The following is a 15,770-nucleotide window of genomic DNA, read 5'->3' as shown; positions in this document are numbered from 1 at the left end:
TCGAGAGGCTCGCGGTCCTCACTGGGCCGATGGCTTGCAGGAAGCCCGGATTAACAAGATGGCAGTGAATTTCCCCGTGTTCCGTAGAAAATTCCCCTTACTGGTGACCGGTGGCCTGCTGGCTATTCAGCCGCTCGCCTCTGTGACCGCGGCACCCGGTCAGCAGTTCGCCTGCCAACCCTCCGCCTCCGGTGCCTGGAACTGTGCACCGCAGGAGAGCGCCACCAGCATTCCGCGTCCGCAGCACAGCGCCACTGCCGTGAGTGCAGGCGCCAGCACCGCCGCCACCGGCGGCGAAGCCTCCACTGGCGGCTCTACCAGCAGCGCTGAAGAGCCCCAGCAACTGGTTACCCAGTCCGGCGGCCGCGGCCTGAAGTCGCGCAGCACCGACTACAGCCACCTCGACTGGGTCCCGCGGGACAAGCTGACCGCCGCCCAACTGGCGGAGATCGGTCCGTACTGCGGCGGCGAATACGTCGAGCCGGTGCGTCCAGGCATGAACGACAAGACACCGAACGACGAGGCACCGACCTACGTCTCGGCCAAGGTGTCGCGCTACGAGCAGGAAAAGCAGATCGCCACCCTTGCGGGTAACGTGGTCCTGCGCCAGGGCAGCATGCAGGTCGAGGCGGACGAAGCCAATCTGCACCAGGCCGAGAACCGCGGCGAGCTGGTCGGCAACGTCAAGCTGCGCGACAACGGCGCACTGATCGTCGGCGATCATGCCGAGCTGCAGCTGGACAACGGCGAAGCGAAGATCGACAACGCCGAATACGTCATGCACCAGGCCCAGGTACGCGGCAGCGCGCTGTACGCCAAACGCCAGGAAGACGCGATCATCCAGCTCAAGGATGGTACCTACACCCGCTGCGAACCCAGCAGCAACGCCTGGGTCGTCAAGGGCAACAACATCAAGCTGAACCCGGCCACCGGCTTCGGCACCGCGACCAACGCGACCCTGCGGGTGAAGGACATTCCGGTGTTCTACACCCCGTACATCTATTTCCCGATCGACGACCGTCGTCAGTCCGGCTTCCTGCCGCCGTCGTTCGCCAGTTCCACCGATACCGGCTTCACCCTGACCACGCCGTACTACTTCAACCTGGCGCCGAACTATGACGCCACGCTGTACCCGCGCTACATGGTCAAGCGTGGCTTGCTGATGGAAGGCGAGTTCCGCTACCTGACCCACACCAGCGAAGGCCAGTTCAACGCGGCCTACCTGAACGACAAGAACGATGACCGCGAGGACTTCCCGCAGTACACCGACACCCGCTGGCTGTACGGCTGGAAAAACGTCAGCGGCCTGGATTCGCGCCTGCTGGCGCAGGTGGACTATACCCGCATCAGCGACCCGTACTACTTCCAGGACCTGGATACCTCGCTGGGCATCGGCACGCCGACCTACGTCAACCAGCGAGGCTCACTGACCTACCGCGGGGACACCTACACCGCTCGCCTGAACGCCCAGGCGTACCAGTTGGCGACTGTGACCGACGTAACACCGTACGACCGCCTGCCGCAGCTCACCCTGGATGGCCAGCTGCCATTCAATCCGGGCGGCCTGAAACTCACCTATGGTACCGAACTGGTTCGCTTCGACCGCGACCTGGATGAAGGCTTCTATCGCATCAGTCCAGAGGACCCCAAAGAGTACGCGCGTCCGGATACCAATATCCAGGGCCTTGCACGCGCGACCGGCGATCGTTTCCACGCCGAACCGGGCATCAGTCTGCCGATGAACCGCAGCTGGGGCTTCATGACCCCGACCGTCAAGGGACTCTATACCAAGTATGACCTCGACCTGGATGGCAAGGGTCAGAAATACATCACCCAGAACCAGCCCTGGCTGAACTACGACAGCAGCCCTGACCGCTCGCTGACCCTGGCCAAGCTGGACTCCGGCCTGTACTTCGACCGCGACACCAGCTTCGGCGGCACCAAGTTCCGCCAGACCCTGGAACCGCGCGCGATGTACCTGTACGTGCCGTACAAGAACCAGGACAACCTGCCGACCTTCGACACCGGCGAGTTCACCTTCAGCTACGACTCGCTGTGGCGTGAAAACCGCTTCACCGGCAAGGACCGCATTGGCGACGCCAACCAGCTGTCCCTGGGCCTGGGTTCGCGCTTCATCGAGGACGACGGCTTCGAGCGCGCCTATATTGCCGCCGGCCAGATCTACTATTTCAGTGATCGTCGCGTACAACTGCCCGGCCTGACCGAGAACGACCTGGCAGTCAGTGGCGCAAGCAACCCGGACGCCGATACCTGGCGCTCGCCGTACGCCCTGACCGGCCAGTACCGCTTCAACCATGACTGGTATGCGAGCTCGGACTTCAACTGGAATGCGGACAGGCACCATACCGACAACGGCAACCTGATGTTCCACTACCAGCCCGAAGACGATCCGCGGAAAGTGCTGAACGTCGGTTACCGCTACCGCGCAGACAGCAAGCGTTTCAATCCATCACGCGGCACCTTCGAGTACGGCAGCGACGAGTACAAGATCGACCAGCACGACCTGTCGTTCATGTGGCCCGTTGTGCCTCAGTGGGCCGCCATCGGCCGCTGGCAGTTCGACTACAACCAGAGCCGCACGCTGGAAGCCTTCGGTGGCTTCGAGTACGACAGCTGCTGCTGGAAGCTGCGCCTGATCAATCGCTACTGGGTCGACTACGACGACGAGGATTACGTGACCTCGACATCCAAGGCCGACCACGGTGTGTTCCTGCAAATCATCTTGAAAGGCCTTGGCGGCGTGGTTGGCAACCAGGTGGAAGGCTTCCTCGACCAAGGTATCCAGGGTTATCGTCAACGTGAAGACAATGCTATGTAAGGCCCTGCGCCCGCTGATGCTGGGCGCGCTGTTGGCAAGTTCCGTCGTGCACGCCGAAGTGGTTCCGCTGGACCGTGTAGTCGCCATCGTCGACAACGACGTGGTGATGCAGAGCCAGCTGGACCAGCGCCTGCGCGAAGTCCGTGCAACCATCCAGAAGCGTGGCGCACCGCTGCCGCCGGAACATGTTCTGACCCAGCAGGTGCTCGAACGCCTGATCATCGAGAACATCCAGCTGCAGATCGGCGACCGCTCCGGCATCCGCATCACCGATGAGGAGCTGAACCAGGCCATGGGCACCATTGCCCAGCGCAACAATATGAGCCTGGATCAGTTCCGCGCCGCCCTCGCCCGTGACGGCCTGTCCTATGACGACGCTCGCGAGCAGGTGCGCCGCGAGATGGTCATCAGCCGCGTGCGTCAGCGCCGCGTGGCCGAGCGCATCCAGGTCAGCGAGCAGGAAGTGCAGAACTTCCTCGCCTCCGACATGGGCAAGATCCAGCTCTCCGAAGAATACCGACTGGCCAACATCCTGATCCCGGTACCCGATGGCGCCTCCCCGGAAACCGTGCAGGCCGCTGGCCGCCAGGCCACCGAGCTGTACCAGCAGCTCAAGCAGGGCGCGGACTTCAGCCAGTTGGCGGTGTCCCGTTCGGCCGGCGACAACGCCCTGGAAGGCGGCGAGATCGGCTGGCGCAAGGCTGCCCAGTTGCCCTCCCCGTTCGACAGCATGGTCGGTAGCCTGGCCGTCGGTGACGTAACCGAGCCGGTGCGCACCCCGGGCGGCTATATCATTATCAAGCTGGAAGAGAAGCGCGGCGGCAGCAAGATGCTGCGTGACGAAGTGCACGTCCGTCACATCCTGCTCAAGCCCAGCGAAATCCGCAGCGACGAAGAGACCCAGCGCCTGGCCGAGAAGCTCTACGAGCGTATCCAGGCTGGCGAGAGCTTCGCCGAACTGGCGAAGAAATACTCCGAGGATCCGGGTTCCAAGCTCAACGGCGGCGATCTCAACTGGGTCGACCCGGAGTCCCTGGTACCGGAATTCCGTGAGGTGATGAACAACGCCCCGCAAGGCCAGGTCACCAAGCCGTTCCGTTCGCCCTTCGGCTGGCACGTGCTGGAAGTCCTCGGCCGTCGCGCCACCGACAGCAGCGACAAGTTCCGCGAACAGCAGGCTGCCCAGACCCTTCGCGCACGCAAGTACGACGAGGAACTGCAGGCCTGGCTGCGGCAGATCCGCGACGAAGCCTACGTCGAGATCAAGCAGTAAGCGGCGCGAGCCGCTCCGAAGAAACCCGGCCATGGCCGGGTTTCTTTTTATCAGCGCCAAGCTTCGTCGCAGAGGGGCTTCGTCGTAGAGTAGGCGCATCCGCTCCAACGCCCCGATTCGAGATTATCTGATGAGCACTTCCGCGCTTTTTGCCCTGACCCCCGGCGAGCCCGCCGGCATCGGCCCCGACCTCTGCCTGCTGCTGGCCCGCGAGGCCCAGCCCCACCCGCTGGTCGCCGTCGCCAGCCGGCAGCTGCTGGCCGAGCGCGCCGAGCTGCTGGGGCTGAACATTACCCTGCAGGAGGTCGGCCCCGGGCATTGGCCGAGCGGACCGTCCGCCGCCGGCACCCTGTATGTCTGGGACACCCCGCTGGCCGCGCCGGTCGAACCGGGCAAGCTGGACAAGGCCAACGCCGCCTACGTACTGGAAACCCTGACCCGCGCAGGGCAAGGCTGCCTGGACGGACACTTCGCCGGGATGATCACCGCTCCGGTGCACAAGGGCGTGATCAACGAGGCCGGCATCGCCTTCTCCGGCCACACCGAATTCCTCGCCGACCTCACCGCCACCGCCCAGGTCGTCATGATGCTCGCCACCCGCGGCCTGCGCGTGGCCCTGGTGACCACCCACCTGCCGCTGCGGCAGATCGCCGACGCCATCACCCCGGAGCGCCTGGAGCGCGTCACCCGCATCCTCCATGCCGATCTGCGTGACAAGTTCGGCCTGGCCAACCCGCGCATCCTGGTCTGCGGCCTGAACCCCCACGCCGGCGAAGGCGGCCATCTCGGCCACGAGGAAATCGACGTCATCGAGCCGACCCTGGAACGCCTGCGTACTGAGAGCATACAGCTGATCGGCCCGCTGCCGGCCGACACCCTGTTCACTCCCAAGCACCTGGAGCACTGCGACGCGGTACTGGCCATGTACCACGACCAGGGCCTGCCGGTGCTCAAGTACAAGGGTTTCGGCGCGGCGGTGAACGTCACCCTGGGCCTGCCGATCATCCGCACCTCGGTGGACCACGGCACCGCTCTGGACCTCGCCGGGACCGGCCGGATCGACAGCGGCAGCCTGCAGGTCGCTCTGGAAACCGCCTACCAAATGGCGGCGGCTGCCGCCAGCCGGTAGCGGCAAGCAACAAGCGGCAAGCGGTGCCAACTGGTAGACTTTCACCCTTTGATCACCGCTTTGGCTCTGGCTTGTCGCTTGCAGCTTGAAGCCTGGAGCTGCTTTTTATGTCCGAACTCTTCCAACATCGCGCCCGCAAACGCTTCGGCCAGAACTTCCTGCACGATGCCGGCGTGATCCACCGCATCCTGCGTGCCATCGCCGCCAAGGAAGGCCAGCACCTGCTGGAAATCGGCCCGGGCCAGGGCGCCCTGACCGAAGGCCTGGTGGACAGCGGCGCCAAGCTCGACGTGATCGAGCTGGACCTGGACCTGATCCCGCAACTGAAATGGCGCTTCGGCCTCAAGCCCAACTTCAGCCTGCACCAGGGCGACGCCATGAAGTTCGACTTCGCAAGTCTCGTCGCCTCCCCGGAGGACAAGCTGCGCGTGGTCGGCAACCTGCCCTACAACATCTCCACGCCGCTGATCTTCCACCTCCTGGACCATGCCTCGATCATCCGGGACATGCACTTCATGCTGCAGAAGGAAGTGGTGGAGCGCCTGGCCGCCGAGCCGGGCAACGGCGACTGGGGCCGCCTGTCGATCATGGTGCAGTATTTCTGCCGGGTGGATTACCTGTTCACCGTCGGCCCGGGCGCCTTCAACCCGCCGCCGAAAGTCGAATCGGCGATCGTGCGCCTGGTGCCCTATACCGAGCTGCCGCACCCGGCCAAGGACCACCGTCTGCTCGAACGCATCGTCCGCGAAGCCTTCAACCAGCGCCGCAAGACCTTGCGCAACACCCTGCGCAACCTGATGAGCGTGGAAGAGATCGAAGCCGCCGGCGTCGACCCGACTTTGCGCCCCGAGCAGCTGGACGTGGCCGACTTCGTCCGCCTGGCCAACCGCCTGGCCGATCACCCTGCGCAGGACACTTCCGCATGAGCGATCCGCGCTACAACGTCACCGTCAGCGTCACCACCCGCCACCTGCCGGAGCAGTCGCAGCCGGAACAGCAGCGCTACGTGTTCGCCTACACCGTGACCATTCACAACCAGGGCGAACAAGCCGCCAAGCTGCTCACCCGTCACTGGGTCATCACCGACGGCAACGGCCACGTGCAGGAAGTGCGCGGCGCCGGCGTGGTCGGGGAGAAGCCGCTGATCGAACCGGGCGCCAGTCACACCTACACCAGCGGCACCGTGCTGACCACCCAGGTGGGCAGCATGCACGGCAGCTACCAGATGATCGCCGACGACGGCCACCACTTCGACGCGGAGATCCCGGTGTTTCGCCTGGCCGTGCCGGGAGCCCTGCACTGATGGCCACCTACGCCGTCGGCGACCTGCAGGGTTGCCTGGAACCACTCAAGTGTCTGCTGGAGCAGGTGAAGTTCGACCCCGCCAAGGACAAGCTCTGGCTGGTCGGCGACCTGGTCAACCGCGGCCCGGCCTCGCTGGAAACCCTGCGCTACCTCTACTCCATCCGCGAATCGCTGGTGTGCGTGCTGGGCAACCACGACCTGCACCTGGTGGCGGTGGCCTACAACACCGAGCGCCTGAAGAAGAACGACACCCTGCGCGAGATCATCGAGGCCCCGGACTGCGCCGAGCTGATCGAGTGGCTGCGCCAGCAGCGGTTGGTCTACCACGACGCCGCGCGCGACTTCACCCTGGTGCACGCCGGCATTCCGCCGCAGTGGTCCATCGAGAAGTCCCTGCAGCGCGCCGCCGAAGTCGAGGCGGTGCTGCGCGACGACGAGCAGTTGCCGTTGTTCCTCGATGGCATGTACGGCAACGAGCCAGCCAAGTGGGACAAGAAGCTGCACGGCATCGAGCGCCTGCGAGTGATCACCAACTACTTCACGCGCATGCGTTTCTGCACCCCCGAGGGCAAGCTCGACCTGAAATCCAAGGAAGGCCTGGACACCGCCCCTCCCGGCTACGCCCCCTGGTTCAGCTACGCCGAGCGCAAGGCCGCCGGACGCAAGGTCATCTTCGGCCACTGGGCGGCACTGGAAGGCCAGTGCGATGCCCCCGGCCTGTTCGCCCTGGACACCGGCTGCGTCTGGGGCGGCAGCATGACCCTGCTGAACGTCGACACCCTCGAGCGCATCCACTGCAGCTGCGCCCGCGAACACCCCTGATTCCAGCGGGGCCAGGCGCCCCGCCTCTTGCGAGGTATCCCACATGAGCGACTTCAAGCGCATCGCCCCCGACCTGGCCCAGCAACTGCGCGAAGGCGGCGCCCAGGTCGTCGACATCCGCGACCCGCAGAGTTTCGCCATCGGCCACATCACCGGCTCCCGGCACATCGACAACTATTCGGTGGCCGACTTCATCCGCGAAGCGGACATGGATGCGCCGCTGGTCGTGGTCTGCTACCACGGCAACTCCAGCCAGAGCGCGGCGGCCTATTTCGTCCAGCAGGGTTTCTCCGAGGTCTACAGCCTCGACGGCGGTTTCGAACTGTGGCGCAGCGTCTATCCCGCGGATACCAGCGCAGGCGGCTCCGACTGAAAGCCCCTACGAAAGAGGCGGAATAGCCCTTCAAAAAATCTGTAACTTCTCGCGCTTTCGCCCTTTACAGGTCTGAGAACGAACTATCCTTTCCCTCAGGCCATCCAAAACAGGGAGAGCCGGCACACCGGCTTCCGGGTAATCGGCAGTGACCATTTGGGGCGGATCAGGGCAGAGGCCAGGTTCCGTTGGAGTTCTGGGGGATTCTCGCCGGCATCACTGGCGGCCCGACCGCACCCGCACACGACCGATCCCGCGCCGGCTCCATGCATCGAGCGAGGAGACGTCATGAGCATTTTCAGTCACTTCCAGGAACGCTTCGAAGCGACCCGCCAAGAGGAATACTCCCTGCAGGAGTACCTGGATCTCTGCAAGCAGGACAAGACCGCCTACGCCACCGCTGCCGAACGGATACTGATGGCCATCGGTGAGCCTGAACTACTGGACACTTCCGTCGATTCGCGCCTGTCGCGGATCTTCTCCAACAAGGTGATCCGCCGCTACCCGGCCTTTGCCGACTTCCATGGCATGGAAGAGTGCATCGACCAGATCGTCGCCTTCTTCCGCCACGCGGCCCAGGGCCTGGAAGAGAAGAAGCAGATCCTTTACCTGCTCGGCCCGGTCGGCGGCGGCAAGTCGTCCCTGGCCGAAAAGCTCAAGCAGCTGATGGAGCACGTGCCCTTCTACGCCATCAAGGGCTCACCGGTGTTCGAGTCGCCCCTGGGGCTGTTCAACCCGGATGAGGACGGCGCCATCCTCGAAGAGGACTACGGCATTCCCCGGCGCTACCTGCGTTCGGTGATGTCGCCATGGGCGACCAAGCGTCTCAATGAATTCGGCGGCGACATCAGCCAGTTCCGCGTGGTCAAGCTGCACCCCTCGATCCTCAACCAGATCGCCATCGCCAAGACCGAACCGGGCGACGAGAACAACCAGGACATCTCCGCGCTGGTCGGCAAGGTGGATATCCGCAAGCTGGAAGAATTCCCGCAGAACGACGCCGATGCCTACAGCTACTCGGGCGCGCTGTGCCGGGCCAACCAGGGCCTGATGGAGTTCGTCGAGATGTTCAAGGCGCCGATCAAGGTCCTGCACCCCTTGCTCACCGCGACCCAGGAAGGCAACTACAACAGCACCGAAGGCCTCGGTTCGCTGCCCTACAGCGGCATCATCCTCGCCCACTCCAACGAGTCGGAGTGGCACAGCTTCCGCAACAACAAGAACAACGAGGCCTTCATCGACCGCATCTACATCGTCAAGGTGCCTTACTGCCTGCGCGTTTCCGACGAGATCAAGATCTACGACAAGCTGCTGGTCAACAGCTCCCTGGCGCACGCCCACTGCGCGCCGGACACCCTGAAGATGCTCTCGCAGTTCTCCGTGCTGTCGCGCCTGAAAGAGCCGGAAAACTCCAACATCTACTCGAAGATGCGCGTCTACGACGGCGAAAACCTCAAGGACACCGATCCCAAGGCCAAGTCGATCCAGGAGTACCGCGACACCGCCGGGGTCGACGAGGGCATGGCCGGGCTTTCCACCCGCTTCGCCTTCAAGATCCTGTCGAAGGTCTTCAACTTCGACCCGCATGAAGTGGCGGCCAACCCGGTACACCTGCTCTATGTGCTGGAACAGCAGATCGAGCAGGAACAGTTCCCGCCGGAAACCCGCGAACGCTACCTGCGCTTCCTGAAGGAATACCTGGCGCCGCGCTACGTCGAGTTCATCGGCAAGGAAATCCAGACCGCCTACCTGGAGTCCTACAGCGAGTACGGCCAGAACATCTTCGACCGCTACGTGCTGTACGCCGACTTCTGGATCCAGGACCAGGAATACCGCGACCCGGAAACCGGCGAGATCCTCAACCGCGCCGCCCTCAACGAGGAACTGGAGAAGATCGAGAAACCCGCCGGCATCAGCAACCCGAAGGATTTCCGCAACGAAATCGTCAACTTCGTGCTGCGCGCCCGTGCCGGCAACAACGGCAAGAACCCCAGCTGGCTGTCGTACGAGAAGCTGCGCGTGGTGATCGAGAAGAAGATGTTCTCCAACACCGAGGACCTGCTGCCGGTCATCAGCTTCAACGCCAAGGCGAGCAAGGAGGATCAGCAGAAGCACAACGACTTCGTCAAACGCATGGTCGAGCGCGGCTACACCGAGAAGCAGGTGCGCCTGCTGTCGGAATGGTATCTGCGGGTTCGCAAGTCGCAGTAGTCTGCCATCGGCGCGGCGGTTTCCGTCGCGCCGGTCGCCGTCGCATTCGGACCTGCTCCGGGGCGGCTCCACGCCGCCGCGCAGCAGGCCCTGAGGAGCATTCATGAGCTACGTCATCGACCGGCGTCTGAACGGCAAGAACAAGAGCACGGTGAACCGCCAGCGCTTCCTGCGGCGTTACCGTGAGCACATCAAGAAGGCCGTGGAGGAGGCCGTCAGCCGTCGTTCCATCACCGATATGGAACATGGCGAGCAGATCAGTATTCCCGGCCGCGATATCGACGAGCCGGTGCTGCACCATGGCCGTGGCGGCCGGCAGACGATCGTCCACCCCGGCAACAAGGAATTCACCTCCGGCGAACACATCCCGCGGCCCCAGGGCGGCGGTGGCGGACGCGGTGGCGGCAAGGCCAGCAACCAGGGCGATGGGATGGACGACTTCGTCTTCCAGATCACCCAGGAGGAATTCCTCGACTTCATGTTCGAGGACCTGGAACTGCCCAACCTGGTCAAGCGTCATCTCACCGGCAGCGACACCTTCAAGACCGTGCGCGCCGGCATCAGCAACGAGGGCAACCCCTCGCGCATCAACATCGTGCGCACCCTGCGCTCGGCCCATGCACGGCGCATCGCCCTGTCCGGCTCGACCCGCAGCAAGCTGCGCGCGGCACTGGCCGAACTGGACCGGCTCAAGCGCGAAGAGCCGGATAACCTGGGCGACATCCAGGAACTGGAACAGAAGATCGCCGGCATGCGCGCGCGCATCGACAAAGTGCCGTTCCTCGACACCTTCGACCTCAAGTACAACCTGCTGATCAAGCAGCCCAACCCGACGTCCAAGGCCGTGATGTTCTGCCTGATGGACGTCTCCGGCTCCATGACCCAGGCCACCAAGGACATCGCCAAGCGCTTCTTCATCCTGCTCTACCTGTTCCTCAAGCGGAACTACGAGAAGATCGAAGTGGTGTTCATCCGCCACCACACCAGCGCCCGTGAAGTCGACGAGGAAGAGTTCTTCTACTCCCGCGAGACCGGCGGCACCATCGTCTCCAGCGCGCTCAAGCTGATGCAGGAAGTAATGGCCGAGCGCTACCCCACCAACGAGTGGAACATCTATGCCGCCCAGGCCTCGGATGGCGACAACTGGAACGATGACTCGCCGGTCTGCCGCGATATCCTGATGAAACAGATCATGCCGTTCGTGCAGTACTACACCTACGTCGAGATCACCCCGCGCGAGCACCAGGCACTGTGGTTCGAGTACGAGAAGATCCGCGAGAGCTTCGAAGACAGCTTCGCCCAGCAGCAGATCGTCTCCTCCTCGGACATCTATCCGGTGTTCCGCGAGCTGTTCCAGAGGAGGCTCGTCGCATGAGCAAGCGTCAGCCGATCGCCACCGGCTCGGAGTGGACCTTCGAGCTGATCCGGCAGTACGACCGCGAAATCAGCCGTATCGCGGAGCGCTACGCGCTGGACACCTACCCCAACCAGATCGAGGTGATCACCGCCGAGCAGATGATGGACGCCTATGCCTCCGTCGGCATGCCCATCGGTTACAACCACTGGTCCTATGGCAAGCACTTCCTCAGCACGGAAAAGAACTACAAGCGCGGTCAGATGGGCCTGGCCTACGAGATCGTCATCAACTCCGACCCGTGCATCGCCTACCTGATGGAAGAGAACACCCAGTGCATGCAGGCGCTGGTGATCGCCCACGCCTGCTACGGGCACAACAGCTTCTTCAAGGGCAACTACCTGTTCCGCACCTGGACCGACGCCACCTCGATCATCGACTACCTGGTGTTCGCCAAGTCCTACATCAACAAGTGCGAGGAGCGCTACGGCATCGATGCCGTGGAAGACCTGCTGGACTCCTGCCACGCCCTGATGAACTACGGCGTGGACCGCTACAAGCGGCCCTACCCGATCTCCGCCGAGGAAGAGCGGCAGCGCCAGAAGGAGCGCGAGGAACAGATCCAGCGCCAGGTCAACGACCTCTGGCGGACCATTCCCAAGGCCGCCGGCAAGGACAAGGAACAGGGCCTGGCCCGCTACCCCAGCGAGCCGCAGGAGAACATCCTCTACTTCATCGAGAAGAACGCCCCGCTGCTCGAACCCTGGCAGCGCGAAGTGGTGCGCATCGTGCGCAAGGTGGCGCAGTACTTCTACCCGCAGCGCCAGACCCAGGTGATGAACGAAGGCTGGGCGACCTTCTGGCACTACACCCTGATCAACGACCTCTATGACGAGGGACTGGTCAGCGACGGCTTCATGATGGAGTTCCTCCAGTACCACACCAGTGTGGTCTACCAGCCCGGCTTCGACAGTCCCTACTACAGCGGCATCAACCCCTACGCCCTGGGTTTCGCCATGTACCGGGACATCCGCCGCATCTGCGAAAACCCCACCGAGGAGGACAAGCGCTGGTTCCCGGACATCGCCGGCAGCGACTGGCTGGCCACCCTGAAGTTCGCCATGAAGAGCTTCAAGGACGAAAGCTTCGTCCTGCAGTTCCTCTCGCCCAAGGTCATCCGCGAGTTCAAGCTGTTCAGCATCCTCGACGACGACCAGAAGGACGACCTGCTGGTCGACGCCATCCACGACGACGACGGCTACCGCAAGATCCGCGAAACCCTGGCGGCACAGTACAACCTCGGCAATCGTGAGCCGAACATCCAGATCTGGGACGTCGATCGCCGCGGCGACCGCTCGCTGACCCTCCGCCACCAGCAGCACGACCGCAAACCGCTGGGCGAATCCACCGACGACGTACTCAAGCACCTGCACCGCCTGTGGGGCTTCGATATCCACCTGGAAACCCTGCAGGGCGACAACCTGGTCAATACCTTCCACATGCCCCCAAAGGGTGAACGCGACAGCGAGGAGGGCTACCCGCGGCTCGACCTGATCATTCCACCCATTTGATCGGTTGACCGGTGTATCGGGCCGCTTCCAGCATGGCGAGACTCCCCGTGGAGATCGCCATGCGCCTGTTCGCCATCCTGCTGCTCTGCCTTGCCGTCGCGACCTGCACCAACCCGATGCCGCGGGCCCAGGTCTCCCATCCGGCCGACGCGCGGCTGTCCAGCCTGCGCGACTTCCAGCTGATGCCGCCGGAGAATGCCGTCGACGCCCTGCCCTACCGCAACCGCTACCCGCTGATCAACGCGCAGGTGCGCCAGCGCCTCATCGAGCACGGCTACCGGGAAAGCGCCACGCCGCAGATCCGCGTCTACTACTGGCTGGCCCTGCAGGACGCGCCGCTGGAGTTCAAGGTCGACACCCCGCCGCCCAATCCGCTCGGCCCCTACCTCGCCATCCACCGCCTGCGCGATGAAACCGGCACCCTGCGCCTGCGGCTGACCGATGCGCAGGAGCAGACGCTCTGGGAAGGCACCGTCAGCACCGGCCTGAGCCCGGCGCACGCCAGCGCGACGCTGTTGCAGGACGCCATCGATGCCCTGCTCAAGCAAGTCCCCGCCGCCTCGCCGTAATCCCATCCGCTCCGACGCCCCGCACCGCTTGCCCCACCCGCGCCAAACCCCGAAGCTATCCCCCAGAACAGGAGACAGCTTCATGCAGATCTACAAGGTGGGCGGCGCCGTACGCGACCGCCTGCTCGGCATCCCCTTCAGCGACACCGACTGGGTGGTGGTCGGCGCCAGCGCCGACGAGATGCTCGCCCAGGGCTACCGCCCGGTGGGCGCCGACTTCCCGGTATTCCTCCACCCGAAGACCGGCGAGGAATACGCTCTGGCCCGCACCGAACGCAAAAGCGGGCGCGGCTACGGCGGCTTCACCTTCCACGCCAGCCCCGAGGTCACCCTCGAAGAGGACCTGATCCGCCGCGACCTGACCATCAACGCCATGGCCGAGGACGACCAGGGCACGGTGATCGACCCCTACGGCGGCCAGAAGGACCTCCAGGCCCGGCTGCTGCGCCACATCTCCCCCGCCTTCGCCGAAGACCCGCTGCGCGTGCTGCGCGTCGCCCGCTTCGCCGCCCGCTACGCACCGCTGGGTTTTTCCGTGGCGCCGGAGACCTTGGCGCTGATGCGCGAGCTGTCCGACTCCGGCGAACTGGAAGCGCTGACCGCCGAGCGCAGCTGGAAGGAAATCTCCCGCGCCCTGATGGAGCCGCGCCCGGACGTGTTCATCCAGGTCCTGCGCGACTGCGGCGCCCTGGCCGTGCTGATGCCGGAAGTCGATGCGCTGTTCGGCGTGCCGCAACCGCCCGAGCACCACCCGGAAGTGGATACCGGGGAGCACGTACTCGCCGTCCTGCGCCAGTGCGCCGAACGCGACCAGCCGCTCAGCGTGCGCTGGGCCAGCCTGGTGCACGACGTCGGCAAGGGTGAAACGCGCAAGGAAGACTGGCCCAAACACCATGCCCACGAACACCTGGGTCTACCGCTGATCGATGCGATCAACGCGCGCTTCAAGGTCCCGCGTGAATGCCAGGAACTGGCGCGACTGGTCGGCGAGTACCACACCCACTGCCACCGCGCGCTGGAGCTGCGGCCGAACACGATCCTGGAGCTGCTGCAGGCGTTCGACGTCTACCGCCGCCCACAGCGCTTCGAGGAGTTTCTCCAGGCCAGCGAGATGGATGCCCGCGGCCGCCACGGGCTGGAGCAGCGTGAGTATCCACAGGCGGACTACCTGCGCGGTGCGGCACAAGCCGCCCGTGCGGTCGCGGTGCAGCCATTGCTGGAAAAGGGATACAAGGGCGCCGAACTGGGCGAAGCGCTCAAGCGCGAGCGTCTGAATGCCCTGAAGGCCTACAAGGAAAACTACGCAGGCTGAATCGGCGGGGAAACCCTGTAGGAGCGAGCTTGCTCGCCAACAATATCACCGATAAACCCGGTGTTATGCGGTTCGCGAGCAAGCTCGCTCCTACGAAGAGCCAAGCAGTTCAAGCCGCCGGATGCGCCTCGAGCAGCGCCGCCGGGGTCAGTTCCACACCGCGCCACTGGAACGGCACCGGCCAGAGCCGCTGGTCGATCCGCGCCTCGGCCCACAGCTCGGCGAACGAACGCTGCACGCCCGGATGCTTCAGCTGCGGCGCCAGCAGCGACAGCGGCCAGAGCACGAAGGCATTCTTCAACACCTCGGCGCGCGGCAGCGTCAGGCCGTCGAACTCGCCGTGCAGGTCGCCATACAGCAGCACGTCGATATCCAGCGGCAAGCCCTTGCGTTCCGGCGCATAGCGGCCGTTGTCCGCCTCGATATGCTTCAGGCGCAGGCTCAGCTCCGCCAGCGGCAGCTCGGTGCGCGCCACGATCACGAAGTTGTAGAAGGGACCGCTGCGAATCCCCACCGGCTCGCTCTCGAACACCGGCGAGCAGTGGATATCCTCGAGGAAGCCGTCCAGCGCCTCGAGCCCGGCGAGCAGATGGCGCTCGCGCTCGAAATTGCTGCCCAGCCCGAGGTAGACCGTCGTCAGCGGCATCCGCGTTCGATCTCCACACCCACGCCGATGGCCGCCGCGACGGCGCCGGGCTTGGTGACTTTCAGGCGCAGCCACTGGATGCCGAACTCCGCCATCAGCAACGCGGCCAGACGCTCGGCGAAGGTTTCCACCAGCTGGAAATGCGCGTCACGGGCGAACGCCATGACCCGCTCGGAGAGCAGGGCGTAGTCCAGGGCCTTGGCGATGTCGTCGTCGGCCGCCGCCGGGCGGTTGTCCCAGCCCAGCGTCAGGTCCAGGCGCAAGCACTGCCGGATACCCCGCTCCCAGTCGTAGACGCCGATCACGGTGTCCACTTCCAGCCCCTCGATGAAAACTCTGTCCACTGACTGCATGCTCCAAGGCGAC

Annotated in this window: 14 protein-coding genes; 12 read left to right on the top strand and 2 right to left on the bottom strand. The window is 64.4% G+C overall.

The genetic code is table 11. From position 1 onward, the window contains the following. The first annotated feature begins 58 nt into the window (after nt 1-58). The 12 genes from ACAW63_RS07600 to ACAW63_RS07545 all read left to right on the top strand — a co-directional run bounded on the left by ACAW63_RS07600 (nt 59) and on the right by ACAW63_RS07545 (nt 14,758). The gene (locus ACAW63_RS07600) at nt 59-2,839 is read left to right on the top strand and encodes an LPS-assembly protein LptD (protein ID WP_371232816.1); all 2,781 of its coding nucleotides are present in this window, start codon (nt 59-61) and stop codon (nt 2,837-2,839) included. Further along, on the top strand, nt 2,820-4,112 hold the full coding sequence (locus tag ACAW63_RS07595; protein WP_371232814.1) for a peptidylprolyl isomerase: 1,293 nt from the start codon (nt 2,820-2,822) through the stop codon (nt 4,110-4,112). Before ACAW63_RS07600 ends, ACAW63_RS07595 begins: the two co-directional genes overlap by 20 nt. A gap of 130 nt (nt 4,113-4,242) precedes the next feature. Beyond that, entirely contained in the window at nt 4,243-5,241 is a 999-nt protein-coding gene (pdxA, locus tag ACAW63_RS07590; protein WP_371232812.1) for a 4-hydroxythreonine-4-phosphate dehydrogenase PdxA, read from the top strand. A 107-nt stretch (nt 5,242-5,348) separates the two neighbouring features. Then, a complete protein-coding gene (gene rsmA / locus ACAW63_RS07585; protein WP_371232811.1) occupies nt 5,349-6,167 on the top strand; it encodes a 16S rRNA (adenine(1518)-N(6)/adenine(1519)-N(6))-dimethyltransferase RsmA in 819 nt (272 codons plus the stop codon). Further along, complete coding sequence (apaG, locus tag ACAW63_RS07580) at nt 6,164-6,544, top strand: Co2+/Mg2+ efflux protein ApaG (RefSeq protein WP_371232809.1); 381 nt, start codon at nt 6,164-6,166, stop codon at nt 6,542-6,544. The genes rsmA and apaG overlap by 4 nt, the downstream gene beginning before the upstream one ends. Next, the gene (locus ACAW63_RS07575; protein WP_371232807.1) at nt 6,544-7,368 is read left to right on the top strand and encodes a symmetrical bis(5'-nucleosyl)-tetraphosphatase; all 825 of its coding nucleotides are present in this window, start codon (nt 6,544-6,546) and stop codon (nt 7,366-7,368) included. The genes apaG and ACAW63_RS07575 overlap by 1 nt, the downstream gene beginning before the upstream one ends. A 43-nt stretch (nt 7,369-7,411) precedes the next feature. Then, a complete protein-coding gene (gene glpE, locus ACAW63_RS07570; RefSeq protein ID WP_371232805.1) occupies nt 7,412-7,741 on the top strand; it encodes a thiosulfate sulfurtransferase GlpE in 330 nt (109 codons plus the stop codon). Between the two features lie 288 nt (nt 7,742-8,029). Beyond that, nucleotides 8,030-9,952 (top strand): PrkA family serine protein kinase, encoded by a 1,923-nt coding sequence (locus tag ACAW63_RS07565; RefSeq protein ID WP_015475261.1) that lies wholly within the window; start codon nt 8,030-8,032, stop codon nt 9,950-9,952. A 103-nt stretch (nt 9,953-10,055) separates the two neighbouring features. Beyond that, a complete protein-coding gene (locus tag ACAW63_RS07560) occupies nt 10,056-11,327 on the top strand; it encodes a YeaH/YhbH family protein (RefSeq protein ID WP_371232803.1) in 1,272 nt (423 codons plus the stop codon). Further along, a complete protein-coding gene (locus ACAW63_RS07555; RefSeq protein WP_371232802.1) occupies nt 11,324-12,877 on the top strand; it encodes a SpoVR family protein in 1,554 nt (517 codons plus the stop codon). The genes ACAW63_RS07560 and ACAW63_RS07555 overlap by 4 nt, the downstream gene beginning before the upstream one ends. Before the next feature lie 59 nt (nt 12,878-12,936). Beyond that, complete coding sequence (locus ACAW63_RS07550; RefSeq protein ID WP_371234603.1) at nt 12,937-13,446, top strand: DUF4136 domain-containing protein; 510 nt, start codon at nt 12,937-12,939, stop codon at nt 13,444-13,446. A gap of 82 nt (nt 13,447-13,528) precedes the next feature. Further along, nucleotides 13,529-14,758, top strand: a complete 1,230-nt coding sequence (locus ACAW63_RS07545; RefSeq protein WP_371232801.1) for a multifunctional CCA addition/repair protein — start codon at nt 13,529-13,531, stop codon at nt 14,756-14,758. Between the two features lie 109 nt (nt 14,759-14,867). Here ACAW63_RS07545 and folK read toward each other — a convergent pair whose 3' ends face one another. Together folK and folB are read right to left on the bottom strand one after the other, a co-directional pair. Further along, nucleotides 14,868-15,404: a 2-amino-4-hydroxy-6-hydroxymethyldihydropteridine diphosphokinase gene (gene folK, locus ACAW63_RS07540; protein WP_371232799.1), complete on the bottom strand. Its 537-nt coding sequence runs from the start codon at nt 15,402-15,404 to the stop codon at nt 14,868-14,870. After that, nucleotides 15,395-15,748: a dihydroneopterin aldolase gene (folB, locus tag ACAW63_RS07535; RefSeq protein WP_371232797.1), complete on the bottom strand. Its 354-nt coding sequence runs from the start codon at nt 15,746-15,748 to the stop codon at nt 15,395-15,397. Before folB ends, folK begins: the two co-directional genes overlap by 10 nt. Nucleotides 15,749-15,770 lie beyond the last annotated feature (22 nt).

Origin of the sequence: Pseudomonas sp. QE6, assembly GCF_041379005.1 — a bacterium.
Classification (GTDB): Bacteria; Pseudomonadota; Gammaproteobacteria; order Pseudomonadales; family Pseudomonadaceae; genus Pseudomonas.
This window is presented reverse-complemented; position numbering and strand designations above follow the sequence as displayed.

Coding starts and splice junctions, on each gene's coding strand:
- ACAW63_RS07545 (WP_371232801.1), top strand. CDS start 13,529: ATGCAGATCTACAAGGTGGGCGGCGCCGTACGCGACCGCCTGCTCGGC.
- ACAW63_RS07560 (WP_371232803.1), top strand. CDS start 10,056: ATGAGCTACGTCATCGACCGGCGTCTGAACGGCAAGAACAAGAGCACG.
- glpE (WP_371232805.1), top strand. CDS start 7,412: ATGAGCGACTTCAAGCGCATCGCCCCCGACCTGGCCCAGCAACTGCGC.
- apaG (WP_371232809.1), top strand. CDS start 6,164: ATGAGCGATCCGCGCTACAACGTCACCGTCAGCGTCACCACCCGCCAC.
- ACAW63_RS07550 (WP_371234603.1), top strand. CDS start 12,937: ATGCGCCTGTTCGCCATCCTGCTGCTCTGCCTTGCCGTCGCGACCTGC.
- rsmA (WP_371232811.1), top strand. CDS start 5,349: ATGTCCGAACTCTTCCAACATCGCGCCCGCAAACGCTTCGGCCAGAAC.
- ACAW63_RS07600 (WP_371232816.1), top strand. CDS start 59: ATGGCAGTGAATTTCCCCGTGTTCCGTAGAAAATTCCCCTTACTGGTG.
- folK (WP_371232799.1), bottom strand. CDS start 15,404: ATGCCGCTGACGACGGTCTACCTCGGGCTGGGCAGCAATTTCGAGCGC.
- ACAW63_RS07555 (WP_371232802.1), top strand. CDS start 11,324: ATGAGCAAGCGTCAGCCGATCGCCACCGGCTCGGAGTGGACCTTCGAG.
- ACAW63_RS07575 (WP_371232807.1), top strand. CDS start 6,544: ATGGCCACCTACGCCGTCGGCGACCTGCAGGGTTGCCTGGAACCACTC.
- pdxA (WP_371232812.1), top strand. CDS start 4,243: ATGAGCACTTCCGCGCTTTTTGCCCTGACCCCCGGCGAGCCCGCCGGC.
- ACAW63_RS07565 (WP_015475261.1), top strand. CDS start 8,030: ATGAGCATTTTCAGTCACTTCCAGGAACGCTTCGAAGCGACCCGCCAA.